The 22,609-nt window shown below is 52.8% G+C and carries 22 protein-coding genes; 9 read left to right on the top strand and 13 right to left on the bottom strand.

Going from position 1 to position 22,609, the window contains the following annotated elements; all coding sequences use genetic code 11:
• Nucleotides 1–271 precede the first annotated feature (271 nt).
• The 7 genes from HCH_RS13595 to HCH_RS13565 form a co-directional block, all read right to left on the bottom strand.
• Entirely contained in the window at nucleotides 272–748 is a 477-nt protein-coding gene (locus HCH_RS13595) for a cupredoxin domain-containing protein (RefSeq protein WP_011396857.1), read from the bottom strand.
• A gap of 92 nt (nucleotides 749–840) precedes the next feature.
• Entirely contained in the window at nucleotides 841–3,975 is a 3,135-nt protein-coding gene (locus HCH_RS13590) for an efflux RND transporter permease subunit (protein WP_011396856.1), read from the bottom strand.
• On the bottom strand, nucleotides 3,972–5,504 hold the full coding sequence (locus tag HCH_RS13585) for an efflux RND transporter periplasmic adaptor subunit (protein ID WP_011396855.1): 1,533 nt from the start codon (nucleotides 5,502–5,504) through the stop codon (nucleotides 3,972–3,974). Before HCH_RS13585 ends, HCH_RS13590 begins: the two co-directional genes overlap by 4 nt.
• A 3-nt stretch (nucleotides 5,505–5,507) precedes the next feature.
• Complete coding sequence (locus tag HCH_RS13580; RefSeq protein ID WP_011396854.1) at nucleotides 5,508–6,788, bottom strand: TolC family protein; 1,281 nt, start codon at nucleotides 6,786–6,788, stop codon at nucleotides 5,508–5,510.
• Between the two features lie 120 nt (nucleotides 6,789–6,908).
• Complete coding sequence (locus HCH_RS13575) at nucleotides 6,909–7,340, bottom strand: hypothetical protein (protein WP_011396853.1); 432 nt, start codon at nucleotides 7,338–7,340, stop codon at nucleotides 6,909–6,911.
• Nucleotides 7,341–7,795: 455 nt separating this feature from the next.
• On the bottom strand, nucleotides 7,796–9,352 hold the full coding sequence (locus tag HCH_RS13570; RefSeq protein ID WP_011396852.1) for a M28 family metallopeptidase: 1,557 nt from the start codon (nucleotides 9,350–9,352) through the stop codon (nucleotides 7,796–7,798).
• 918 nt (nucleotides 9,353–10,270) lie between these two features.
• Entirely contained in the window at nucleotides 10,271–10,777 is a 507-nt protein-coding gene (locus HCH_RS13565; RefSeq protein ID WP_041598648.1) for a hypothetical protein, read from the bottom strand.
• 506 nt (nucleotides 10,778–11,283) lie between these two features.
• Between HCH_RS13565 and HCH_RS13560 the strand changes: the two genes are divergently transcribed.
• The 6 genes from HCH_RS13560 to HCH_RS13535 all read left to right on the top strand — a co-directional run bounded on the left by HCH_RS13560 (nucleotide 11,284) and on the right by HCH_RS13535 (nucleotide 15,411).
• Nucleotides 11,284–11,634 (top strand): hypothetical protein, encoded by a 351-nt coding sequence (locus HCH_RS13560; RefSeq protein ID WP_011396851.1) that lies wholly within the window; start codon nucleotides 11,284–11,286, stop codon nucleotides 11,632–11,634.
• Between the two features lie 58 nt (nucleotides 11,635–11,692).
• On the top strand, nucleotides 11,693–11,941 hold the full coding sequence (locus HCH_RS13555) for a hypothetical protein (RefSeq protein ID WP_011396850.1): 249 nt from the start codon (nucleotides 11,693–11,695) through the stop codon (nucleotides 11,939–11,941).
• 132 nt (nucleotides 11,942–12,073) lie between these two features.
• A complete protein-coding gene (locus HCH_RS13550) occupies nucleotides 12,074–12,436 on the top strand; it encodes a 5-carboxymethyl-2-hydroxymuconate Delta-isomerase (RefSeq protein WP_011396848.1) in 363 nt (120 codons plus the stop codon).
• A gap of 231 nt (nucleotides 12,437–12,667) precedes the next feature.
• Nucleotides 12,668–13,657: a hypothetical protein gene (locus tag HCH_RS13545; RefSeq protein ID WP_011396846.1), complete on the top strand. Its 990-nt coding sequence runs from the start codon at nucleotides 12,668–12,670 to the stop codon at nucleotides 13,655–13,657.
• Between the two features lie 117 nt (nucleotides 13,658–13,774).
• The gene (locus HCH_RS13540; protein ID WP_011396844.1) at nucleotides 13,775–14,167 is read left to right on the top strand and encodes a DUF2750 domain-containing protein; all 393 of its coding nucleotides are present in this window, start codon (nucleotides 13,775–13,777) and stop codon (nucleotides 14,165–14,167) included.
• A 170-nt stretch (nucleotides 14,168–14,337) separates the two neighbouring features.
• Nucleotides 14,338–15,411 (top strand): alpha/beta hydrolase family protein, encoded by a 1,074-nt coding sequence (locus HCH_RS13535; RefSeq protein WP_011396843.1) that lies wholly within the window; start codon nucleotides 14,338–14,340, stop codon nucleotides 15,409–15,411.
• 18 nt (nucleotides 15,412–15,429) lie between these two features.
• Here HCH_RS13535 and HCH_RS13530 read toward each other — a convergent pair whose 3' ends face one another.
• A complete protein-coding gene (locus HCH_RS13530) occupies nucleotides 15,430–16,542 on the bottom strand; it encodes a helix-turn-helix domain-containing protein (protein ID WP_011396842.1) in 1,113 nt (370 codons plus the stop codon).
• Between the two features lie 275 nt (nucleotides 16,543–16,817).
• Here HCH_RS13530 and HCH_RS13525 point away from each other — a divergent pair, with 275 nt between their 5' ends.
• Complete coding sequence (locus tag HCH_RS13525; RefSeq protein WP_011396841.1) at nucleotides 16,818–17,984, top strand: aldo/keto reductase; 1,167 nt, start codon at nucleotides 16,818–16,820, stop codon at nucleotides 17,982–17,984.
• Nucleotides 17,985–18,293: 309 nt separating this feature from the next.
• Here HCH_RS13525 and HCH_RS34250 read toward each other — a convergent pair whose 3' ends face one another.
• Nucleotides 18,294–18,434, bottom strand: a complete 141-nt coding sequence (locus HCH_RS34250; RefSeq protein WP_158304959.1) for a hypothetical protein — start codon at nucleotides 18,432–18,434, stop codon at nucleotides 18,294–18,296.
• Between the two features lie 467 nt (nucleotides 18,435–18,901).
• Between HCH_RS34250 and HCH_RS13515 the strand changes: the two genes are divergently transcribed.
• Nucleotides 18,902–19,456: an RBBP9/YdeN family alpha/beta hydrolase gene (locus HCH_RS13515; RefSeq protein WP_011396839.1), complete on the top strand. Its 555-nt coding sequence runs from the start codon at nucleotides 18,902–18,904 to the stop codon at nucleotides 19,454–19,456.
• 156 nt (nucleotides 19,457–19,612) lie between these two features.
• Entirely contained in the window at nucleotides 19,613–20,323 is a 711-nt protein-coding gene (locus HCH_RS13510; RefSeq protein ID WP_011396838.1) for a DNA helicase, read from the top strand.
• Nucleotides 20,324–20,367: 44 nt separating this feature from the next.
• Here the strand turns inward: HCH_RS13510 and HCH_RS13505 are convergent, their stop codons facing one another.
• The 4 genes from HCH_RS13505 to HCH_RS13490 all read right to left on the bottom strand — a co-directional run bounded on the left by HCH_RS13505 (nucleotide 20,368) and on the right by HCH_RS13490 (nucleotide 22,542).
• Nucleotides 20,368–20,703 (bottom strand): hypothetical protein, encoded by a 336-nt coding sequence (locus HCH_RS13505; protein WP_041598644.1) that lies wholly within the window; start codon nucleotides 20,701–20,703, stop codon nucleotides 20,368–20,370.
• Nucleotides 20,704–20,767: 64 nt separating this feature from the next.
• A complete protein-coding gene (locus tag HCH_RS13500) occupies nucleotides 20,768–21,634 on the bottom strand; it encodes a type I methionyl aminopeptidase (RefSeq protein WP_011396836.1) in 867 nt (288 codons plus the stop codon).
• Nucleotides 21,635–21,752: 118 nt separating this feature from the next.
• Entirely contained in the window at nucleotides 21,753–22,142 is a 390-nt protein-coding gene (locus tag HCH_RS13495) for a hypothetical protein (protein WP_011396835.1), read from the bottom strand.
• Nucleotides 22,143–22,179: 37 nt separating this feature from the next.
• Complete coding sequence (locus HCH_RS13490) at nucleotides 22,180–22,542, bottom strand: hypothetical protein (RefSeq protein ID WP_011396833.1); 363 nt, start codon at nucleotides 22,540–22,542, stop codon at nucleotides 22,180–22,182.
• Nucleotides 22,543–22,609: the final 67 nt, after the last annotated feature.

Raw genomic sequence — 22,609 nt, 5'->3', positions numbered from 1 at the left:
AGCCGTCTTGTCGAAGTAAAAAGGGCCTGTTCTTTTCATCCACTCACTCTGGCTTAAGCCTTGCTCTAAGGGCCCCCATCCAAAGTCGCTCCTTTGTCTCTAGAATTTGGGGCGCTATATATTTCCAGTGTATGCATCGTATTTGTGGCGCTGAAGCCTGCGTAAAAACAACGAATTTCAGCTTATCATTTTTCGCCGCGACAGACTCGACTACGAGGCCTTAAGCCACGCATCCCTGCGCAGCTTCGTAGCGGTGTTATCGCAACTGCGGTTATTTCACCGTCACGTCGCCGTGCATGCCTGCTTCATAGTGGCCCGGTATGTTGCAGGCCATTTCGAAGGTTCCGGCGCTGGCGAAGGTCCAGATGATTTCGCGGCTTTCGCCGGGCTCCAGGGAGACGGAGGCGCCGTCATCGTGTTTCATATCCGGCATGGCGCGCATCATTTCGCCGTGTGCTTTGTGTTCCTGTTGCGTACCCACGGAGAATTCGTGGCGCACCTGTCCAACGTTGGTTATCACCAGTTTCACGGTTTCTCCCGCCTTGACGTCAATAGCTCCTGGTTCGAATTTCATAGCGTCGGTGGCTTTTATCTCGATAGTGCGGCTTACCTTGGCGGCGTCGCCGGGAGTCCCGGCCGGAGACACTTTTGACTCATGATGGTGAGAGTGGTCATGGCCGCCGGACGCGGCGACAGTCACACTGACGCCCATCAACAGGGCGCCGAACATCCAGTTTTTTAATAACATTATTTCTCTTCTCTCTTCGCTTTACTTAAAAAAACTCAACTTACTGTGTGATTTAACGTTCACAGCAGCCCATAAATCAGGGATGTCAAAGCTCATGCAGCCCTGTCCGCCGGCAGCCCGATTCGTCTCCACAGGTAATACAAAGCGGGAATCACCAGCAACGCCAGCGCCAGAGTACTCAGCATACCGCCGATCATGGGGCCGGCAATGCGCTGCATCACCTCCGAACCGGTTCCCTCGCCCAACATGATAGGAATCAGTCCCACCACAATGGCGGCGACGGTCATCATGATTGGCCTCACCCGCAAGCCGGCCCCCTGCATCACCGCGGTCAGCAGATCATTGCGATTCAGTGGGCGTCCCTGCTGCTCCGCCTGTTCGCGCACCGCCGCCAACGATTGATTCAGATACACCAGCATCAACACGCCAATCTCAACAGCTACGCCAGCCAGGGCGATAAAGCCAACGCCCACCGCCACGGACAGGTTATAGTCAAGCAGATATAGCAACCAGACGCCGCCCACCAAGGCGAACGGTAGCGTTCCCATGATGATTAACACCTCAACAAAATTGCGGAAGTTCATGTACAGCAACACCACAATAATCATCAAGGTCAGCGGCACTACCAAAGTCAGCTTTTCCTTGGCCCGCAACATGTACTCATACTGGCCGGACCAGGCGATGGAATATCCTGGCGGGACATCCACCTGCTCCGCCACCACTTTCTGCGCCTCCCCCACATAGGAGCCCAGATCGCGGCCTTCAATATCCACCAGGGTCCAGCCGTTGAGGCGGGCGTTTTCGCTCTTGATTGCGGGAGGTCCGTCCTCGATATAAATATCCGCCACATCCGCCAGGGCGATACGCTGTCCCGCCGCCGTGACCACCGGCAGTAGTTTCAGTTGCTCCACGGAATCTCGATAGGCCTGCGGATAACGGATATTTACCGGAAAACGCTCCAGCCCTTCCACCGTTTCCGTCACATTCATGCCCCCCACCGCTGCGCTGGTGACATCCTGAATGTCCGATACCGATAAGCCATAACGCGCGGCGTCGGCGCGACGGATATCCACTTTGACATAGCGCCCGCCCGCTACGCGTTCTGAATACACCGAGGCCGTTCCCGCCACCTTCGGCAACACCTGCTCCAGGCGCTTGCCGATCTTTTCTATCTCCTTCAGGTCCGGGCCGGAGACTTTCACGCCTACCGGGGTTTTAATGCCTGTGGACAGCATATCGATACGCGTCTTGATCGGCATGACCCAGGCGTTGGTGAGGCCGGGCAGCTTCACCCGTCCATCCAGCTCTTTGCGCAGGCTTTCCGGCGTCATGCCGGCGCGCCATTGCTCACGGGGTTTCAGTTGAATAAACGTCTCGATCATGGTAAGCGGCGCGGGATCTGTGGCGGTATCCGCCCGACCGATCTTACCGAAAACGGAGACCACTTCCGGCACCGTGCGAATCAGCTTGTCAGTGCGCTGCAGCACCTCCCTCGCCTCTTCGATGGACACGCCGGCGTAGGTAGTGGGCATGTACATCAGATCGCCTTCATCCAAGGGAGGCATGAACTCCGCGCCCAGTTTATTCACCGGCCATACGCCGACCGCCAACAACAGAATACTGAAGCCGATCGCCAGCCATGGATGCTTCAGAACGCCCCGGATGACCGGCCGATACAGTGCGGTCAGCAGACGATTCAGAGGATTTTTATGCTCGGGCGTCACCTTTCCGCGAATGAAGTAGCCCATCAATACAGGAACCAGAGTGATCGCCAGTCCAGCCGCCGCGGCCATGGCGTAGGTTTTGGTGAACGCCAGCGGGGCGAACAACTTGCCTTCCTGCGCTTCCAGGGTGAACACCGGCAGGAAACTCATGGTGATGATCAGCAATGAGAAGAACAGCGGCGGTCCCACTTCCGAGGCCGCGTCGGCGATCACCCGCCAGCGGTTCTCAGCGGTGAGAGGCGTGCGTTCCATATGTTTATGCACGTTCTCCACCATGACAATAGCGCCGTCCACCATCGCGCCGATAGCAATGGCGATGCCCCCCAGAGACATGATGTTGGCATTGACGCCCTGATGCTGCATGACGATGAACGCCGCCAGAATACCAATGGGCAAACTGACGATAATCACCAGTGATGAGCGCAGGTGAAACAGAAACAGGGCGCAGATCACGGTCACCACGACAAACTCTTCCAGCAGCTTCTCGTAGAGATTATTCACCGCCCGTTCGATCAGATGCGAACGGTCATATGTGGGAATGACTTCCACGCCCTCGGGCAAGCCTTTTTTGAGCTCTTCCAGCCGCTCTTTGACCCCTTCTATGGTCTCTTGCGCGTTCTCGCCAAAACGCATGACGATGACGCCACCGACCACTTCTCCCTCGCCGTTCAGCTCGGCAATGCCGCGTCGCATCTGCGGACCAATCACGATATCCGCCACATCTTCCAGCAGTAACGGCGTGCCGTTCGCGTTCAGCCCCAGGGGAATTTTTTTCAGCTCGTCGATCCCCTGGATATAGCCAGTCACCCGCACCATGTACTCCGCTTCCGCCATTTCAATCACCGACGCGCCGCTTTCCCGGTTGCCTTTCTGAATCGCCGCTTTGATGTGCGCCAGGGGGACGCCGTATGCGCGCAGACGATTCGGGTCCACCTGCACCTGATACTGCTTGACCATACCGCCCACGGTCGCTACTTCCGACACGCCAGGAACCGTTTGCAGCTCGAACTTCAGGAACCAGTCCTGAATCGCGCGTAATTGCCCGATATCGTGACCGCCACTGCGGTCCGCCAACGCATAGGCGTACACCCAGCCCACACCGGTAGCGTCCGGCCCCAGCTGGGGTGTGGCGGCGGACGGCAGTTGTCCCGATACCTGGCTCAGGTATTCCAATACCCGCGAGCGCGCCCAGTACAAGTCGGTTCCGTCTTTAAATATCACGTAGACGTATGAATCCCCAAAGAACGAAAATCCACGCACGGTCTGCGCGCCCGGCGCCGACAGCATGGCCGTCGTCAGCGGATAGGTCACCTGATCCTGCACCACCTGCGGCGCCTGCCCGGGGTAAGAAGTCTTGATAATGACCTGCACGTCGGACAAATCAGGAATGGCGTCGATAGGCGTGTTGCGCAAGGCGTGTAGGCCCCAGCCCACCAGAATAAAAGTCGCCAGCAATACGAAGAAACGGTTGGCGACCGACCAGCGTATGATGGCGGCGATCATTGCGCGCCCTCCGTTTGCATCGCTTCCTGTGCGTCAATCGATGGCGCGGCGGAGATAATATCCAACGCCGTTATCTGAAAATCCGAAGGGCTGCTGCGGGTGATTTCGAAACGCACGCGCTGACCAGGCGCGACATTTTCCAGCGGCAATCCTTCGACGGTCGTGAAGTCCATGTCCATAGAAGGCCAGTTCCAGGCCTTCACCGGGTCGTGAGAGATATTCAACATGCCGTGGCCCGCCATCACGCTATTGATAGTTCCTGTCGCCCACACGGTTCCTGGCGCCGCATCCTGTTGCGCACTTTGGCTGAAGGATTCCAGCGCCGCCAGCGCGACATCAACTTTGGACTCCGAGTCGATCAGGAACTGTCCCGAGGTCACTACCTGATCTCCCGCCTTGAGTCCTTTCAGCACTTGCACGCGGTCGTCCGCTTCCACTCCCAATTTCACGAACGCGGGACGATAACGGCCGTCGCCTTCCGCCAGCACCACACGATCATGGCTGCCGGTGCGTATCACTGCCTCACGGGGAATGGACAAGGCCTGATCATCCACTTTCGCCTGCAAGGTCAGGTCCGCAAACATATTGGGTTTCAGGGTCAGGTCAGGATTCGGAAAACGCAGGCGCACACGCAGAGTCCGAGTCTTGGCGTCCAGCACCGGGTACAGGTAATCCACCTTGCCTTCCCAGGTGCGTCCCGGCGCCGCCGCCACTTGCATGACCACCGGCTGTCCGGCTTTCACCCAGCCCGCCTGCCGCTCAAATACCTCCGCGATCACCCACACTTGCTCCAGGCCGCCAATCGACATGATTTCCGTCGCCGGTTTGATGAACATGCCTTCCCGAACCATCAAAGCGTCCACCACGCCGCTCTGCTCTGCATATACGCTGATGCGTTGATCCACCAGACGACGTTTTTCCAGACGACTGATCTGGGCGTTGTTCAAACCCAACGCAAGTAACCGTTCCCGGGATGCTTTCAGCAGAATCTTATTAGCCCCGCGCAACGCCGCCAAATACTCTTCCTGCGCATTCACCAGCGCCGGAGAATAGATTTCATAAAGCTTTTGTCCCTTGCTGACCGGGTCGCCGCTGGACTTCACATTCAGCGCCTCAATCCAGCCTTCCACCCGGCTGTGCACATGGGTCAGCCGGTCTTCATCAAAAGCCACGTAACCCACGGTATGAATAGGTAGCATCAGCTCGCCCTGCTCCACCTTGGCGACGCGCACACCGAGGTTATGCTCCATGGTCGGGTTGATGGTGACGCCGCCGTCATCGTTCTGCCCCTGTGCGTCCTCTTCATAGACGGGCACAAGGTCCATGCCCATGGGGGACTTGCCGGGTTTATCACGGCGGTAGTTAGGGTCCATGGGCGCCACCCAGTACAACGGTTGCTTCTCCCCGCCTGACTCGGCGGCGGCCATGTCCATCTCTCCCATTAGCCCCGTCAGCGCCGGATGCCGACTGGCGAACCATCCGGCGACAAAAGCGGCGACGATAAAAATTATGCTGATCACTAAGCGCATGGGTTACTCCTTGAAAGACAGGCTATCGATGGGGGATTCCGAGGCGAAGAAGTAATCGAGTCTGGCCAACGCCGCGCGGCCGTCGATATCAATGCGCAACTGTTCCAGCCTGAGCTTCTGTACGGTCAGGTAGGCACGCATCACCTCCGCAAAGTCCGCCCTGTCCGACTGATAGGAAGTTAACGCCGAATCAGCCTGGCTTAGCGCCTGAGGCGTGATCTGTTCCTTGTACAAACGACCGCGATCCTGAGCCTGCCGCCAGCGGCTGAAGGCTACTTGCGCCTCCGCATCCATCATGCGCAACATTTCCAGACGTCGACTGCGGCTCGCTTCCTGATTGCGCGCGGCGGCTGCGACGCGGCGATCTTGTCGCTGTCCGGTGAATAAGGGGAGTTGCACGCTTACCGCAGCGGAGAAAAAGTCCGCGCGCGCGGAGCCATCCATGTTTTCGCCGTCGCGCCAGGCGTAGCCGACATCCACGCCCCAAGAGGGTTTGTAGGACTGCTGCGCCAGCGCCGCATTGGTAGCGGACACACTCACTTCCGCATCCAACGCTTTCACCGCCGGATGCGCCAGCAACGCGCTTTCCAGCGCGCCGACGTGAGGCGCATTCAGATCCGGCAGCGCCGCGTTCAATTCTCTGCTTATCGCTTCCGGCCCCACCCAGCGCGCCAGCCGCGCCCGCGCTTCATCTTCTTTCTGGCGAGCATTGATCAAACGGTCGTTGAGCTGACTCAGCTCCAGGTCCGCCCGCAGTACGTCCTGTTGTTTGCTGCGACCGACGCTATACAGGGATTGCGTGACTTCCTGCAGTTGCTGGAACAGCCCTTCGTCCTGTCGATATACATTCTGCGCCTGCTTCCAGTACAACGATTCCAGCCAGGCCAGACGCACTTCGCGGCGCACCTGATGAGCGCGATCCTGAGCCATCCAGCGTTGGGCGACGGCGTTCTGTTCACCGCGACGGCGAGTCAACGCCAGTGTGTCCCCCGCTGGAAACTTTTGTCCCAGCCCCACGCGGAACTGCGTCATGGGTTCCTGGTCAGTGGCGAAGCTGTCCGTAGGCAGGTTCAAGACGCCCAGGGACAGGCTTGGGTCCGGCAATTGCCCGTCCGCCACCGCCATGTCTTCACTGGCCAGGGATAACTGTTGCAGACGCGCGATCTCCGCATCTCTCTGCAACGCCAGACTTTCCGCTTGCGAGAGCGTCAGGCTCTGCGCGGACGCGGCGATGCTCCAACCCAACAGCAGGCTGGATAAAAACAGGGTTTGCAACGGCTTCATGGGAAGCTCCAATCTCAATGATCATGACGTGCGACGCGGCGAATCCGGGTCGCAGTTCCAAAGCCGGGACGCAGAAAATCCCGCCGTCACGCCGGCTATGCGAGCAATTGAGAAAGGGCGCTATTTAAGATAAGTGCAGTTCACGTCCTGCAGGGAGGGAGGTTTGGTATCGAGCTTGTGGTTGCGATAACGGGTGCGGCAGACGCGAATCACCCGAGCGATCAATACCAGCCAGAAAATGAAAATGGTCACCGCCAGCATCAGTTTCAGCAGCTGCGAAGCCTGGGCTCCGGTGGCGGACTCATGCTCATCGCAACAATCCATGGAGGCCATGGCGCCAGATGCCTGCGTCGCCTTGACGTCGTCCTGAGCGGCCACTTGCATGACGCCGCCATGGTGTTCGTGTCCGCTCTGCATCTGCGATGCATCCTGGGACGCTCCCGGGACCGGAGCCATCGCGCCCGCACAGGCGACAAAGCTTGCGCACAGCAGCCACAAGGCCAGCAGTGGCTTTATCAACCAACGGTATTGTTGCGGGAAACGGCTCAGCATGGGGTAAGAATGGATCTCTTTCTAACTTCGTACTATTCGTACTATTAACCAGGCAGACAAATAGCTTCCTTCTATTTGTCTGCAACGACAGGGCCTGCGCATGTCAGGCCCTGTCTCCCGCGGCTTGCCGCCGCGCAGGCGCATCCATGCGCCTGATCATTAACATGCCAATATCATTGCCATATTAATAACTAATCGGTGACTAGCTTCGTTCTGGGAGTCACATGAACAAACTGGGGCTAATGTTACTCTTTATGTGCGCTCTGATGTCAACTTAAAAACTTGATTTATGGAGCAAAGTTAATGCAAGAATCATCAAGCTGAACGCAGTTCTCAATTTCCCCTACAGGTGGCGAACAAACCCGGTTGGGATTAAGGCGGGAGTATGTGGAAAAAGTGACCGCGGAGAGACAGCCTCCGCGGTCAGACGGCATGACGCCGTCGCTGGGGTCAGGTTACTTCAAAGGAGTATAGGTCACTTTCAGGTTATAGGTGGACGTCGCGCTGCTATATCCACGCACCATCACATAGGCCTCCTCCTGCCCTGCCGGAACCTTGAGATCGCAGGTTTCGCTGGAGCCGCCTTTGTAGGGGCGACAGTCGTAGTTCCGGGTGGTCGGCGCCGCGCCGAAACGCACGTACAGGTCGGCGTCGTTAGTGCCGGTCATCACCGCGCTGAAGTCCGTACCCGGCTCCACTTTAAACGGTCCCAGGTTGTCCGACTGACTACGCCCGACGCTGCCGCTGAACTCTTCAGTGACGGGATCTTCTGGATCTGGATCGGGGTCAGGCCCTGGATCGTCGCTGAAGTTGCCTTTCGCCAGTTCCGCCACATACGCCGCCGCCAGTTTACCGAAGTTCACTGCGTGGTCAGCATTGCCGCCGCTCTTGTCCAGGGTGTCCTGGGCGGTGTGGATATGAGGGTTGGAGCCATTAAAGGTGGACTCAAACGGGAAAGACGCCGCATAGCCCTGGTTGGTCCAGGAAGCATGGTCGGAGCAACCGTAGCCACACTCGCTGTAGCCCAGGGTGACCGTCGGTTGATAGGTGCTCACCAGGTCCGCCAGGAAGTCGTTCTGCCCGGCGTTGGTGTAGTCCTGCATGATATAAATATCGCCGCTGGAGCCTTTGTAGTTGGTCATATCCAACTGCAATACGCCCACCACGTTTTTACCTTGGCTACGGTATGACTGTGCGATCGCCTGCGAGCCGCGCAAGCCGACTTCCTCCGCCGCATAGGCCATGAAAGAAACCGTGCGGTCCGGCTTATAGCCAGCTTCCATCGCAGCTTTGATGACGGAGGTCAGCGTCGCGATGCCGGACGCGTCGTCATCCGCCCCGGGAGCGCGGGTGCCTTCTCCAGTGCTGAAACCGGCGATGGAGTCCTGATGCCCGCCGAGCACTACGATTTCATTGGGCTTGGTTTTACCCTGAATCGTCATGATGACGGAAGGCTGACGCCAGCTATGGTTGTAAAACTCCACCGTGACATCGTTGCGTGAACCAGCCAGCGTCTGCCATTTGTCTTTAATCCACTGCGCCCCTTGCAGACCGGTTTGCGTGGTGTAGTAACGGTTGGTGAAGTTAGCCAGGCTCTGAATGGTGGAACGGATATCCGGCTCCTTCACCTTGCCCTGCATGGCCGCCACCACTTCCGCATTGTCGATGCTGTAATCCACCAACTGCGGCGCGATCGTCGGCGCCATCAAAGGATCGTATAACGCCGCACTCTGAGCGGACTGCTCGGAAGCATGGGCGATAAATCCACCACAGCGATTTAATTCGTGGTGCATCATCGCTGAAATTCTCGGGATCTGATCTTCACTCACCAGAAACGCAGACACCCCATTAGCGGTAAAAGTTCTCGCCCGGTTCGCCTCGATCACCTCAGGAAAATGCCGCTTAATGGCCGAGAAGCCATCGGCGTCCGTAGTGATCCACACATCATCTGCAAGAGCGAGTTGCGACGCCGCCAGCAAAGCCGGAACGGTTAGTCGTAGGTACTTGTTCATTAAGTATCTCCATTACTTAGAAGCCATTCCTACCACTACAGCCGGACAACCACGGTCAGTGGGCCGCCGCAAGGAAAAGCAAACGTTTTATTAGGCCTATTTAGTAGTTATAGAGCCCGGATTTTGTCCGGTCGCTCACATCAGTAACCGACCAACCGATTAATCAGCCAGCTCTGATCAAAAAACACTCTAGTAACGGATCGTCAGTTTCACAATAGTCCCTACAACCTAAATTCAAAATTTGAGGTAAGAAACAAGGATTAAGCTGATAACCGTGGGCTTGCAAGGGTGTGACAAAATGTCGCATAAGGCTAAAGAGAAAATATAGGAGGGGTGGTGGGTATTGGGAAAAGTGAGTGACGCAGACTTGTGAATGGAGCAAATTCAATTGTGCGAAATACTGCTTCAGCCTTTTGAAATATGGAGGCTATAAGCCCACTTCAAAACGGCCAAGTTTATCGGCCAATAGCACAAACACAGACTCTGCCGATTCCCCGTTCGCCCTGAGCCTGTCGAAGGGCTCTTAATGATGCCACCGGCTCAACACAGGTGGATACGTAAATTAGTTGGCCACTAAAGTAAAAAGCCTGATTGTTTTCAACACGGGCTGGTTAGAATATGGAATAACGCTCTGGGAGGCCCTTCGACAGGCTCAGGGCGAACGGTGATAAGTGGCGCAGTAGAATTTAGTTCGCGAGAGCTATTCTTTTTCTTGCTGAGTTTGTTGGTGCAACTGAACCAAGCAAAGACCAAATAAAGAAGGCCAATGGTTTAGCACTTTGGTGGACAACTCGAAATATGCTCCGAGCATCTCCAGACTTCTGTTTGAGACAGATACGACTGCGCTTTTTCGGCTTATATACAAAATAAAGAGTGCATGGCCGGCCTATAAATAGGAATCCGGCCATATCCGTAGTATTAGTCTTTTCTTTGGGAGAACCTTTCTACAGCTTTAGCTAAGTTTGTGAACACCTCCGGCAAGGCTCTTACAAGGTCATCCATAGATCCATAAATTCCTTCAACAAACTTGAGGTCCAATTCTTTCTCTAATATTCGTTGATTATTTCTCATTCGTCGTGCAATTTTATTTCTTTTGCTTCTAAGCTTCTTAAGTTCAGTTTGCCGTCTCTTTATAAATTTGGGATCATTGCCAGAATGAGAATTCCACCTCGCATAAATATCTGCAAAGTCTTGCATCTCTTTCCAAACCGTCCTTTGCAAGAAGTTTCCATCAGGAATTGCAGTGGCAGCATTCACAATCTCGCCTAGGGCTTGTTTAACTTTATCACATTGAGCATCTTCAAAACCCACGTTTTCCCTACAAAGTAGGTCATTCAAGAGCTGAGACAATGCATCAGACCTAAACTGATTTATACCCCACAACGTAGAACCTCTACGTCTATCTACACCTTCTTTTTTAGTCATGTTAGCCCCTCCTTTAACTACAGCAAGCTATTTAGGCCTTAAACCACCCACCCCCCTCTACATTATGAGTGACTTGTTCAAATAACAGAATAGCTCACTTTCCTAACACTTCCATAAGTCTACCGAAAAACATTATTGGCGGCATAAAACACAAAACAATAAATATATAACCGTAATTTATATATTAAACATTTTACAAAAACCTACACAAAAATTAAAAACTGTCCGGCAGATGTTGCTTAAGGGCTATTGGTTGGAACAAGCCGGGATTGGGATGGACACCGAAGTTTAAGTCAACGTCACGTTTTCACCGCTGGGGCTGGTTAGTAAGCGCTCTGGGAGGCCCTTCGACAGGCTCAGGGCGAACGGGGGGTGTAGAATCACTCGTTGTGGGTCATCATATGTGAGGCGCTCGAAGTTCGTTAATGACTGGCTAAAGTGAAAACAATGACGGCAACGAGTTGCAAGACTTAGTGTAGCCCAAGGTGGATAAGAACGGAGCATTGATGAAGATTTTCTGGGTCATAGACACCAAAGTTACAGCGCTGGAAGGATGCGGTCTCAGTGATGACGGTTCGACGTATATATTCGGCCGTACTGTTGTTCCCGCCAGTACTGAAGAAGAGGCTGTTTCTGCATTGAAAGCGCATTTCGATCAAGGCCGGATTCAGCTGGAAGAAGTCATTTCTGTTGTCGCCTACGATGAAGGCGACTGGAGTAGTGATCGTCATCTCCTGAGCAAGGCCTATAGGTTGGCCAAAGCAACCAACGATATCAGGAGCGCCGCCTTTATTTCTGAAAGGTCGCGTGATTACACTGAGCGGAAACAGCAGGGGCTGTTGGATGAAGAGAAGTAGCAGTACCACTGAGCGAAAAGTACTTCAAAATTAGAACTCCAGGAGATTTACAACCAATATGAGCAGCTTAGTCAAACGGGTTAGCGTAGTGTTGACTGAAAGTGAAGCAAGGTATGCTATTCAGGCTCTTGTTCACTACAAGGAAATGTGTCATCTGAAGGCTACAAACCCAGAGGCGACAGAAGATGATGAGTTCTTCTATGCGAATGATCAAATGGGGGCAGCGATGGCGTTAAAAAGCATCCAGAAAGCTTCCATAGAGGTATTTGGCGAGCAGATATTAGAATTTGGCCACGACTCGCTGTAAGGTTCTCACCGATATTTTTTCGGCGCATAATGCGCCTGAATCTGCGCTTGTCCCCATCCATATTTTTGGGCTGCTCATGCTGTTTCTAATTGAGCGTCCGATGTAATCGTTAACGTACAAGGTGAAGTAAATATGCCGCATTTGACTTTGGAATATACCTCTAACTTGCGTGGCGCTGCTGATTTTCAGCGGTTGTTCAATGACATTCACACCAGAATGATGAGTACGGGCGAGTTTTCGTTGAATGACATTAAGTCGCGGGCGTATGAGGCTACCGAGTATGTTATCGGGGACGGTGATATCGGGAGGTCTTTCGTTCATTTGAAGGTTGCGCTTCTTGCTGGCAGGAGTCAGGAGCAGAAGCAGCTGGTCGGCGATTTGTGTCTGCAGGCGCTTCGCGAGGCGTACCAAAAAGAGCTATTGAGTGGCGACTGCCAGTTGTGCGTTGAGCTGTTGGATATCCATCGGGAAAATTACTTTAAGGCGCTGGCGTAGTTATCGGCGGGGCGGCCAGTTTTCTATGAACTCCCGTCCGTTCGCCCTGAGCCTGTCGAAGGGCGGATCTATATAACCGCGTTCCATTTTCAATTTGCGCCCTCTCTTCCCTCTTTCCCACCTTCCCACCTTCCCTCGTACTTTACTCCCCATACTTCGCCAGCCCTGCAGTTCTCGCCTAAACTATGAGATTACGTTCAAGCCGTCGTTATTTTTAGAGAACAATAATTAATGAAAACAAACATCATATTATCGACGCTGGCTTTCTTGGGAGTCGCCTCAATTCTATTCATATTATGTTTTTTACAGTATTTGTTTGGTTCAGAAACGACCTTGTTGAAGATATCGTATGCAGATATGACCAAGTCCCGCGTTCACATGCTCATTGAGGGTAAAAGAATCTGGTATATTCTTGGCGATAACAGAACCATTGAGCGTCCCGGTTTTCTGTTGGATTACGACCTGAACTCTAAGGCGCTCACACTGTTTGGCCTTGAGCCGGATAAACTAGCCCTCGACTATGCGAATATCACAAGCGACCACACCCTTACCGCGGGCTACATTATGTCAAGGCAAGCACAAGACCCTGACTATCTTGTCTGTCTTTCTCGCACTTTACAGCTAGAAATCGAACCCTATTCCTGGTCAACAGCACAACGATGCAGACGCGGAAGTTCAGAACAGCCAGACGGAGTTCCTGACGCGGACAGCAGTGTTGAGCCTGTCTCATACAACGCTCTGGATACACGAGGGATAGATCGTATATCGCCAACTCTGTTTTTCAAAAAGCCAAAAAATGACGGCGACTCTTATCAAATCATCGACGCCAGTGGGCAAATTATCGCGGAGCGCAAGAGTCCAACAGAGGAAGACATGAAACGAATAGTGTCCGCCGATCCATCATTCAACTTTGACCCGAACGCCCCGCTCTCCCAGATGCCCGTTCATCACGAAAGTCGTGCTCTAGGTCTACTGCCCAGCGGTGAGGTGTTGCTTGCGTTTGATTCTATCTGGTCTGCGAAAAAGTCTGTTGTCCTGATCGCCTGGGACTTGCAGGCCAACACCACACGCCTGGAGAAGCATATCTTTTATGAGTCGTTATTCACGCCATCACGATTTGAGGCGTTTCAGATGGATTGGTGGTCGCGACTCAAATATTTCGTGTGGCCAGAACGGCGGCCGATTGTACCGCTGCACGCCATACCCGCTACAACTCGATAACCCAAACATTTACAGCGCAATCCGTCTCTCACCGTTGTATCCTAAGCGGCTACGGCCTGCGAGCGACAGGCCAGCCTGTAATGGCGCCAGCATTCCGTTGATTAATTGAGAAAGCGCATGAATCAAGATCAGATTGAGCAAATACTGCAACTAAGCTGCGATGAAAGATACGACTATTCACTGATGAACATGGTGGATAGCAAAGAGATCTGGATTCTGATTAACGACGATAACCAGTTTTTGAAGCTGTTTTCGGAAGAAGAGGATTTTGAATACCTGCCTATCTGGCCCGCAGAGGAATTCGCCAGAGAATATGCTAATGACCTGGGTGAGAAATTGACGCCTAAAAGCATCGCGTTGCCCCACTTCTTGAACAAGTGGATTCCCGGACTGCAACAGGATGGTCTGCACGTAAATGTCTTCCCCGCCCTGATGGATGATTCGAGCTGGATCATGCCGCCGGATGAATTAAGAGATGAGCTGAAGAACGAGCTGTCCAATCAGATATAGGACCGGCTTAGTGATTCTCCTGAGCCCCTCCAGGGGGCTCTGTTTTCAAGTCCAATACCCGCCGCAAAGCCAGATATAGCAAGCACTTCACGTCCTCGATCCTGTTTTAGGTCTCGCCATACGCTCTTCTCGCGCTTAATAAAGGCTCCCTGAATAAACGAGACCCAATCATGCACAGCCCCATATTTTTTAGCCTCATTTTAGCCCTGCTCACCAGCGCAAATCTCTTCGCCGAGCCCATTGGTTTTCGTGAAACGCAGGTGGCGGACGCCTCTGCGAACCGACCTTTGCATGTCAGTATTTGGTATCCGACGCAGGCACTAGAATCATCCGAAGCAACAGGAACATCAACGATATCCGTAGGCGAGAACCGGGCTTTTATCGGCGTGCGAGCGGTCCCCGACGCGGAACCGGCGCAAGGCGCTCACTCGTTGGTGGTGCTGTCCCATGGTTATGGCGGTAATTGGCGCAATCTTAACTGGCTGGCGGCGGAGTTGGCGGCTCAGGGGTATGTAGTCGCCGCGCCGGATCATCCCGGCACGACGACTTTCGACAGACGTCCTGCACAGGCGGCGACGTTATGGGAGCGCCCTCATGATCTCAGTCGGGTGATTGATTTTATATTGGCGCATCCGCAGCTGGCGGGAGAGATCAATCCAGATCGCATCGCCGCCGTCGGCCATTCGCTTGGAGGCTGGACAGTGATGGCTCTGGCGGGCGCCCGCTTCGACCAGGCGCACTTCGCCGCAGAGTGCCAGGCGCATCCCAATCCCCGGGTTTGCGGGCTAAGCGATGAGTTGGGCTTGAACACTGAAGGCGCGGCCAAAACGTCCCTTGAGGCCAGCATGCTGAATCATCGGGTGCGGGCGGTGGTCTCACTGGACCTGGGTCTTGCCCGCGGCTTTACGCCCGCCAGTCTGGCGGCGGCGCCAATACCCGTGCTGATATTCGGGGCGGGCGTGGATATCGGCGACTTACCCGCCCGTATGGAGTCCGGCTATTTGGTCGCCCACCTTCCTCCCGCGCAGACTCAATACATTGAGATTGCTGACGCCGCCCATTTCAGTTTCATGCAACGCTGCAAACCCGGTGCGGTGGAAATGCTGGAAGAAGAGGTTCCCGGCGACGGCATTATCTGCAAAGACGGCGATGGTCGCAGCAGAGAGGAGATTCATCAGCAGGTGGCAAGCCAAGTTATCGCCTTCCTGGAGCAGGCTTTCGCAGAAAAAATCACCGCGCTATAAAACATGAAAAACGCGTATTTATTCGCCAGATGAAACCGAGCGGCGATAGTCGCTCGGCGTCATGCCAGCGACCCGCTGAAACTCGCGGTTGAAGTTCGATTTGGTTTGGAAACCCGCTTCAAACAAGAGGCTGGTGACGGGAAGGTCCGTCTCCTGCAACAGCCGCTTGGCTTCTTCGATGCGATATTCGTTCACGACCTGAGAAACATTACGGCCGTATACCCGATTAATCGCCCCGGAAATCTGCCGTGATGGAATCCCCGCTCGTCGCGCCAGACGATTCAGGTTCAGGTCCGGATCGCGAAACAGCTGTTGCTGACGCATTATCTGATCAATATGTTGAATGATCTGCTGGTCATCTGCGCCTGATTCAGAACTGGCCTCCTGGGACGTTACAGGCTCCATTTCTGGCTGAGGGATGCTCTCAATAAGGTTATCTGCGACGTTCTCCGGCATAACGGGAGCACTCTCGCCAGTAGGACTAATAGCGCCGCCCTCTCCTTCAGGAATACTCCGGCCGAAAGTCACCACGCCATAAACAATCACCGGCAACAGCAGCAACTGTACGACGGCGACAATCGTCGCGGCGTGGGCGCCCTGGTAAAAATCAAAATCCCCGGCGATCAGCACATCGCTTACTGCGGAGATAATCAGCGTACACCCTGCAATTTTTGTGGCTTTAAGCGCTTGCAGCGTCTCGCTGAAACGGATGACCGGCAACGCATCCGGTCCACGAGACGCCATGCGTATCAAGGCGACGCCGTAGACGAAATACAATCCCGCCAACAATAGATCTATGGGCGGAAACCAGTACGCCCAGGTGAAAGAGAGCACCGTCACCACGCCGACTGGCGCCAGATGCAGCCAAAATTTTATACGAGAGGAAGCCTCAGCTCCGGTAAAACAATACCAAGCGATTGCGGGCAGCATGGAGGCCATGACAGGTTGAAGAAAGCGAATAAAACGGACGTCAAAGGTCCAACGCAGCCCCCCGATGATCACCATTAGCGTACAAGCCGCCGTAAATATTATCGCTGGACGCAAAGACGGCTCGTTCTGACGAATAAGCTGAAACAACAGAATCGCCAGCAATAGCGCAATCACAAAAGGAAGAGGAACAGCGGGCATCATGGCGCAGTGAGTCCGATATCAAAGAAACGAAAAAATGAGACGCAAGGCCCCAACAACCGAGGCTTATGCTAGGGGGTGAGACGGGATTTCACAACCGCCGGAATATCGGGCTTTCTGTTAACCCTTTATCTGTACATAAAATCATCGCCATGTGCTTGACGCAACTGGTTCTGGAAAATTGTTACTCACAGTGTAGGGGTAATGCCGCCAAAGTGATTCTGTGCATCCTTTGCGAATAGCCAACTCTTAAATACCAGAACAGTGAGGGGAATTTGATGGATAGATTACAAGGGCATACGGCCGGAAATTTCAGTATTCAACAGACAATGGCCAACCAAGCGGCTCACCCGGTAGGAGGAAACCAACCATCACGGCCAGAACCTAGGCAAGGTCAAATAGGCGGTGAAAATAATGTTATCTTCGGTTTGAATGGTAAGAATGAAAACCATATTGCAAGCGCCATCTCTGCAGGTTACAGGACCTTGGACGCCGGGGATACCTACGGCAATACCCTGGAGCACTTAGCCTCCGCCATGGCGAAAAGCGATATTCCCAGAGAAGAATTCAACATCATATATAAAGTGGTGGGAACAGAAACATCCAAATTGGGAGAACACCTGAGCGAAGTATCCAATAAACTAGGGGGCTATATTGATCAAGCATTGGTCCATAATCCAGAGCAACTCTCCCACAATGACCTGAATGCTTATATGAATACCTTATCCTCTCTCAAAAATGATGGAAAGATTCATAACGTCGGGATGGGCGAGCCCAGGGTTGGCCACCCAGAAGATTTCCATGCCAAGGATAGTTTTGAGATCAATGCACAGTCACTCATTGGACCTAATGCCGGTGCTCTTATTGATAGGTTAGAAGCCGAAGGGAAACCTGTTTTTGTATATAACGTCGCCAGCGCAGCCAAGGAGCTAATGGGAGATGACTTTCAAAGTATTCATGTATGCGCTCTGATTACACACATCAAGCAAGGCATTTCCGCGGCAGAGCCTATATTGAGCAGCTCAGACGATCAAAGAATCAAAGACAACTTCGGGTTGGCGAATGAGGAACTACTATATACTGCGGATAATCCATTGGCGGCTCTGGAAACGAAGATATCTGAGCTAAATAATGTTGAAGCAACCCCATTTACAAGTATTAGCGGCGAGCTAGCGACAAAACTCGCACAACTCTCTGCCCAGCATGATTGGGACAAAGAAATTTTCAGCTCACCTGGAGAGTACGCCAGCGCCAAGAACGAAGCGCTAACCGCGTTTACCGACGACCAGTTAGGAACACGTGTTGCTTTAGGGGCAAAAAGCCATACCGTAGAAGAACTGGTGAATATGCTTTTTGAATCAAGCGGAAACTGCAAACGTGTCGAGGCAAGCAACTTTATCAATGATGGCGGATTTCAACGAATGATGAATACTGGCTCGACATGAGCCAGAGCAGCGCGCCACTAGATTCACAATTCTTGGATTAATAGAACAAGTGCAATTACTATTAATCAGGCAGCCAAATAGCTTCCTTCTATTTGGCTGCAACGCCAGGGCCTGCACATGTCAGGCCGTTTCCGAGGGCAGTTTTAGAAGCGTTCCAGTGGCATTAATCACCTTCCCCCCTATAATGACAACAACACCACATGCCTTCTGAAACATTATGCTCGTAAAAGAACACAACGCCTTAAAAGAAAACCAAGAGTTGGTCTCCATAGAAAGAAACTGCCACGATGAAGAGTTAACCGGCTTTATTCATACCGCAACAGAGAACACAAAGCGATCGCCAGCCTGATCGACAACTCTCAGAACGCCAACCTCCCCCAGATTAAAGGCGAGACATTCCTGGATATTCTTATCGAACTCAATGAAACCAACGACAGCCTCTGCCTGCATCAATCTCATTCGGAAGGGCAGTTTAATGTAGGCAAAATTCTCGACCATGACAAAGACTGGCTAAAGCTTCACGCATTCGCCGGTAAAAAAACGCTGTCGCCGCTGAATAAGTTGATACCAATAGACAATATTTCCCGAATCGTCATCGACTCGCCTTACCAGAAGAAGATTGTGAGTCTGCACAAGACTGCGGTGTGATAGTAAAGTTGGAAGAGGTCCAGTTTGGGGATCTCTTTCAACCGTAAACAATCCACTGCCCTTCAGGAATATCGAAGCATTGCTCCCCCCAGCTAATAAATACTCAAAATCAGAGAACGCCTGCTCATAATACTTGCTTCCTCTCTCCCAAATTTATTCCTTATAGTGACGCCCTGCATCGAAACCGTTACATTCGCTCCGCTAAGGTTGCTTCAACTTAGACGATTAATTCAATGCAGCAGATTGAAACAAATAAAAAGGGTGAAAATATGCAGTTTGATAAGGTGAACTGGCTGTTCCTGGCAGGGATAGGCAACTCTGGCGAGCAGCACTGGCAAAGGATGTGGGCGAATAGACTGCCTAATTCTATCTGGCTGGAGCATTCAGAATGGGAAGCGCCTCAGCGCGATCTGTGGGTTCAAGAGATGAACGAGGCGGTCGCTCAGCTCAGCCAGCCCACTGTTGTGGTATCGCATAGTCTTGGCTGCTTGTTGCTGCTTGAATGGGCCAGCAAGCATGGTTGTGAGCACTTGGTGGGCGGCTTTCTTGTTGCTGTTCCCGACCCGATGAGCGACGCGTTTCCTGCTGAAGCGAAAGGGTTTCGTCGGGGTTTTGAGCACAACGCCGCTATGCCTTTAACCCTCATCGCCAGCCAGGATGATCCTTACGGCTCCATCGACTATGCGCAACGCTGCGCCCAGCAATGGGGAGCCAGCATCACCAATATTGGTCCCAAAGGACACATTAACTCCACTTCCAACCTGGGAGACTGGCGTGAGGGATTTGAGCTGCTGACAGGGTTTGTGGACGGCATTGAATATTAAGCGCGGTCTGTTAACATTTAAGCGCGCTCGACTCGCGCCGCCCCCCTTCAACGGGAAAGCACTTAAGTGCGGAGTTGTTCATCACCGCCTCTAACCTTTAATAGGGTTTGAAACAGAAGAAGGGAATGTTTAGAGACCCGTTATTAAAGGTTCTATATGAAACTTACCGCTCCCGTACATGTTCTTAAAGGCAAAGCTAAAGCCCTGAAACGTTCTCAGTCCCTCACCATGACTGAAGCCTTGGATCAAATAGCCAGGGCTGAGGGCTTTAGCTCCTGGAGTCTCTTGCAACCTAAAGTGAAAGCTTTCACTCCCAAAACAACAGAAGAGCTTTTAGATTACCTGCATCCTGGCGACTTGTTATTGATTGGCGCCAGGCCGGGCCTGGGTAAAACAACGATGGCTCTGCAGCTTTTATTACAGGCAATCAAACAGGGACGACAATGCTTCTTTTTTTCTTTGGAATATTCAAAAAAAGCGCTCATTGAAAAACTCACCGCGCTTGACCAGCAATTCGAGCTGAACCAGCCTCTGTTAGCGCTGGATATATCTGACGAGATATCTGCGGACTATATAATAAATCAGACAAAAGAAAGGGTTACCGAAGGGTCGTTAATCGCCGTAGATTACCTGCAACTGCTTGACCAAAACCGCAACAAGCCCCCTCTTCAGCAGCAGATCGAAGATCTGAAAAGCTACGCCAGAGCCAAAAAGTGCATCCTGGTTTTCATCTCGCAAATAGACAGACGCTTTGATGAAGGTGAGCGGGCGATACCGACGATCAAGGATGTCAGGCTGCCCAACCCTTTGGATATGAACCTATTCAATAAATCCGTATTTGTGAAAAGCGGTCAGATATATATCTAACTGACGCATGTAAGACGGCAAGTCGCCCGAATGCGGGCGGCCTGTTATTGAATTGATTCAACAAGTGCAGCAGGGGCGTGGCTATACAGAAACGAAACGCCCGGCTCCCCAGGACGCCATCCCTCTGACAACGCCGCACGAATACAAGCCTCAATCATTTTTGGGGTAACAGGCTCCGTAGGTCTCTCAAGCCAATTATCGCATCTGGGAAACGGAAAGCTAATCGCCAATATCGCGCCTGTATTATCCGCCAGCTGAACCCCGGCCAGCGCATCGGTTACAAACGCTGCTTGGGAATAGGTTGGTTTATGTCTGATTATCCAGCGATATTCCACCGAATCTACGATTATCTTTCTGGAGCCTTTCTTGGGTATCGCCATTAGAGCTTCACTTGTCTGATAAGGTAATTACTTTGCGACATTATTAAAGCTTCCTGCGGAGCCGCTACATGTTTATGTCACTCAGGATTTCATGCCCATTCTCTGTAACCAGCACCATAGCGCTATACCCCACACATAATCCACCCTGCGCGCTACTCACTCCCCAGCCGTCACTTGAATGCTCAATCTTTGCCCTCTTCTCGGTGGCCATGACATGAATATTCAGAATCCGCCCAACTTGGACTTTTGGACCGGTATCGGGCCGACCGAAGCATAGGATTTGAGGGTCTTGAATCCTGTTTTTTCCCATTCCGTATCCACAATACTCCCTAACGACATGGCATCCAGCGTTCTCAACCGCAGATTGAATCGCAAATGAGATATCCCCCACTCTATTAGAAGACCATACTTTCTCAATACCGCAGGACAATGCATCCAGCGCCGCATTGCATATATTCAGGCGCTGCTTTGACGCATCGCCTTTAACAAAGGTCCAAGTCTGAGAAGCATAGGCGGACGTGGAGGAGGCGCCCAGCTCAATCGTTACCACCGATCCATCTGTAATGACTTCATCCGTGGGTGGGTGGTGAATAAGTTGGCTGTTAACCGAAACGCCGATGGCTGCCGGAAAGCCTCCATATCCAGCCATCGCGGGATAGAGTTGCAACTCATCAAGGCGCTCCAAGATATAGGACTGAATATCCTTTCCCGTCACTCGCTCCCTTTTCAACAGCTCTTTAACAGACCGAAGTATGTCTGAAACTATTGGAGCTACTCTCCTGGATTCAGCAATAATGCTCTCTTCGCTAACGTTCTGGATCTGCTGATATGCATCTCTGTTAGCGGAGGCGTACCTCTCAACGACATCAAAAGACCTATCATTAACTTTCGGCTGACGGGCCCTAAAACGGGACAGGAGTTTATTAATCACGCTGAAGACCCCCCGCGACTTGTTGTAGGTCTTGTAATTTCTATGTTCTTTGACCCACAGGGTAGAACAAAAAGGCGAGGCTTGCTTAGCTTTAGGGGCCCATTCGTTCCGTTATGTCCTAAACAGAAACCCTCTTAAAATACGCCTCGCCTTTCCCTTCCACCTGCTTGATTTCAAAGCCGGTGCGCTCCAAATGGGCGCGTAATTTCAGGTTGGGGTTGGCGCAGTGGATGGCGTGTACGACGCATTCTATGTGTTCAGCGTTCTTAATTTGCGCCGCTTTTTTCGCGATGCGGGTAATGGCGGGCAAAACGCCCTCGCCTCCGCCGTCGATTTGCGCCAGTTCGACAGTCAGGATTTTGTCTGTGTATGAGAACTGTCCCAGTACGGATGCGGAGCCGATGTTAACCACCAGGGGCTTATCGGTAAGGACCAGGGCGTCAAACTCCGCCTCTGTCCAGCTGAGTATTTCCGCCAGTGAAACGCCTTCTATCTGAATATCAGCCATTCGCCCTGCCTCCGCTCAAATCGACTCACAGATTCAACTACGCTACCGTCTTGGCCTGCTGGTCAAGCCATTGCTTACGGCGCATGAATCGCATCGCCTGCGCCTCTCTGAAGCGTTGTAGCTCCCGCTTTTTCCTGAATAGCACTTTCGCCAGTAAGCAATACGAGAGTGCAACGGCGGCTGTCACGCCATACCGGGTCAGATCCGTAACGGTGATCATCCAGACTGCAGTCAGCAGCATCATGGAAAAAGTGATCAGCAGCGCGTTGATTCTCTCGCCAAAGTACTGCTCGCCCCATTCTTTTTGAGTTTGAAACTCTTCTTTGCGGGTGAAACGCCTTTCTGCGTTTCTCGAATCGATCTGGCCCGCCGCCAGATCGCTGTATGCGCTATCGCTCATTTACTACCTCGATAATCCGTGCGCGTGTTGGGGCGGCGATTATATGTCATATTCGCGACGCCCGCCT

It is taken from the genome of Hahella chejuensis KCTC 2396, from assembly GCF_000012985.1.
GTDB lineage: Bacteria > Pseudomonadota > Gammaproteobacteria > Pseudomonadales > Oleiphilaceae > Hahella > Hahella chejuensis.
Note: the sequence above shows the minus strand (reverse complement) of the source record. Positions and strands in the feature narration are given on the sequence as shown.

Coding starts and splice junctions, on each gene's coding strand:
- HCH_RS13530 (WP_011396842.1), bottom strand. CDS start 16,542: ATGATGCCCGCTGTTCCTCTTCCTTTTGTGATTGCGCTATTGCTGGCG.
- HCH_RS13490 (WP_011396833.1), bottom strand. CDS start 22,542: ATGAGCGATAGCGCATACAGCGATCTGGCGGCGGGCCAGATCGATTCG.
- HCH_RS13510 (WP_011396838.1), top strand. CDS start 19,613: ATGAAACTTACCGCTCCCGTACATGTTCTTAAAGGCAAAGCTAAAGCC.
- HCH_RS13535 (WP_011396843.1), top strand. CDS start 14,338: ATGCACAGCCCCATATTTTTTAGCCTCATTTTAGCCCTGCTCACCAGC.
- HCH_RS13555 (WP_011396850.1), top strand. CDS start 11,693: ATGAGCAGCTTAGTCAAACGGGTTAGCGTAGTGTTGACTGAAAGTGAA.
- HCH_RS13570 (WP_011396852.1), bottom strand. CDS start 9,352: ATGAACAAGTACCTACGACTAACCGTTCCGGCTTTGCTGGCGGCGTCG.
- HCH_RS13550 (WP_011396848.1), top strand. CDS start 12,074: ATGCCGCATTTGACTTTGGAATATACCTCTAACTTGCGTGGCGCTGCT.
- HCH_RS13545 (WP_011396846.1), top strand. CDS start 12,668: ATGAAAACAAACATCATATTATCGACGCTGGCTTTCTTGGGAGTCGCC.
- HCH_RS13505 (WP_041598644.1), bottom strand. CDS start 20,703: ATGGCGATACCCAAGAAAGGCTCCAGAAAGATAATCGTAGATTCGGTG.
- HCH_RS13495 (WP_011396835.1), bottom strand. CDS start 22,142: ATGGCTGATATTCAGATAGAAGGCGTTTCACTGGCGGAAATACTCAGC.
- HCH_RS13565 (WP_041598648.1), bottom strand. CDS start 10,777: ATGACTAAAAAAGAAGGTGTAGATAGACGTAGAGGTTCTACGTTGTGG.
- HCH_RS13590 (WP_011396856.1), bottom strand. CDS start 3,975: ATGATCGCCGCCATCATACGCTGGTCGGTCGCCAACCGTTTCTTCGTA.
- HCH_RS13525 (WP_011396841.1), top strand. CDS start 16,818: ATGGATAGATTACAAGGGCATACGGCCGGAAATTTCAGTATTCAACAG.
- HCH_RS13560 (WP_011396851.1), top strand. CDS start 11,284: ATGAAGATTTTCTGGGTCATAGACACCAAAGTTACAGCGCTGGAAGGA.
- HCH_RS13575 (WP_011396853.1), bottom strand. CDS start 7,340: ATGCTGAGCCGTTTCCCGCAACAATACCGTTGGTTGATAAAGCCACTG.
- HCH_RS13540 (WP_011396844.1), top strand. CDS start 13,775: ATGAATCAAGATCAGATTGAGCAAATACTGCAACTAAGCTGCGATGAA.
- HCH_RS13595 (WP_011396857.1), bottom strand. CDS start 748: ATGTTATTAAAAAACTGGATGTTCGGCGCCCTGTTGATGGGCGTCAGT.
- HCH_RS13585 (WP_011396855.1), bottom strand. CDS start 5,504: ATGCGCTTAGTGATCAGCATAATTTTTATCGTCGCCGCTTTTGTCGCC.
- HCH_RS13580 (WP_011396854.1), bottom strand. CDS start 6,788: ATGAAGCCGTTGCAAACCCTGTTTTTATCCAGCCTGCTGTTGGGTTGG.
- HCH_RS34250 (WP_158304959.1), bottom strand. CDS start 18,434: ATGCAGGCAGAGGCTGTCGTTGGTTTCATTGAGTTCGATAAGAATATC.
- HCH_RS13515 (WP_011396839.1), top strand. CDS start 18,902: ATGCAGTTTGATAAGGTGAACTGGCTGTTCCTGGCAGGGATAGGCAAC.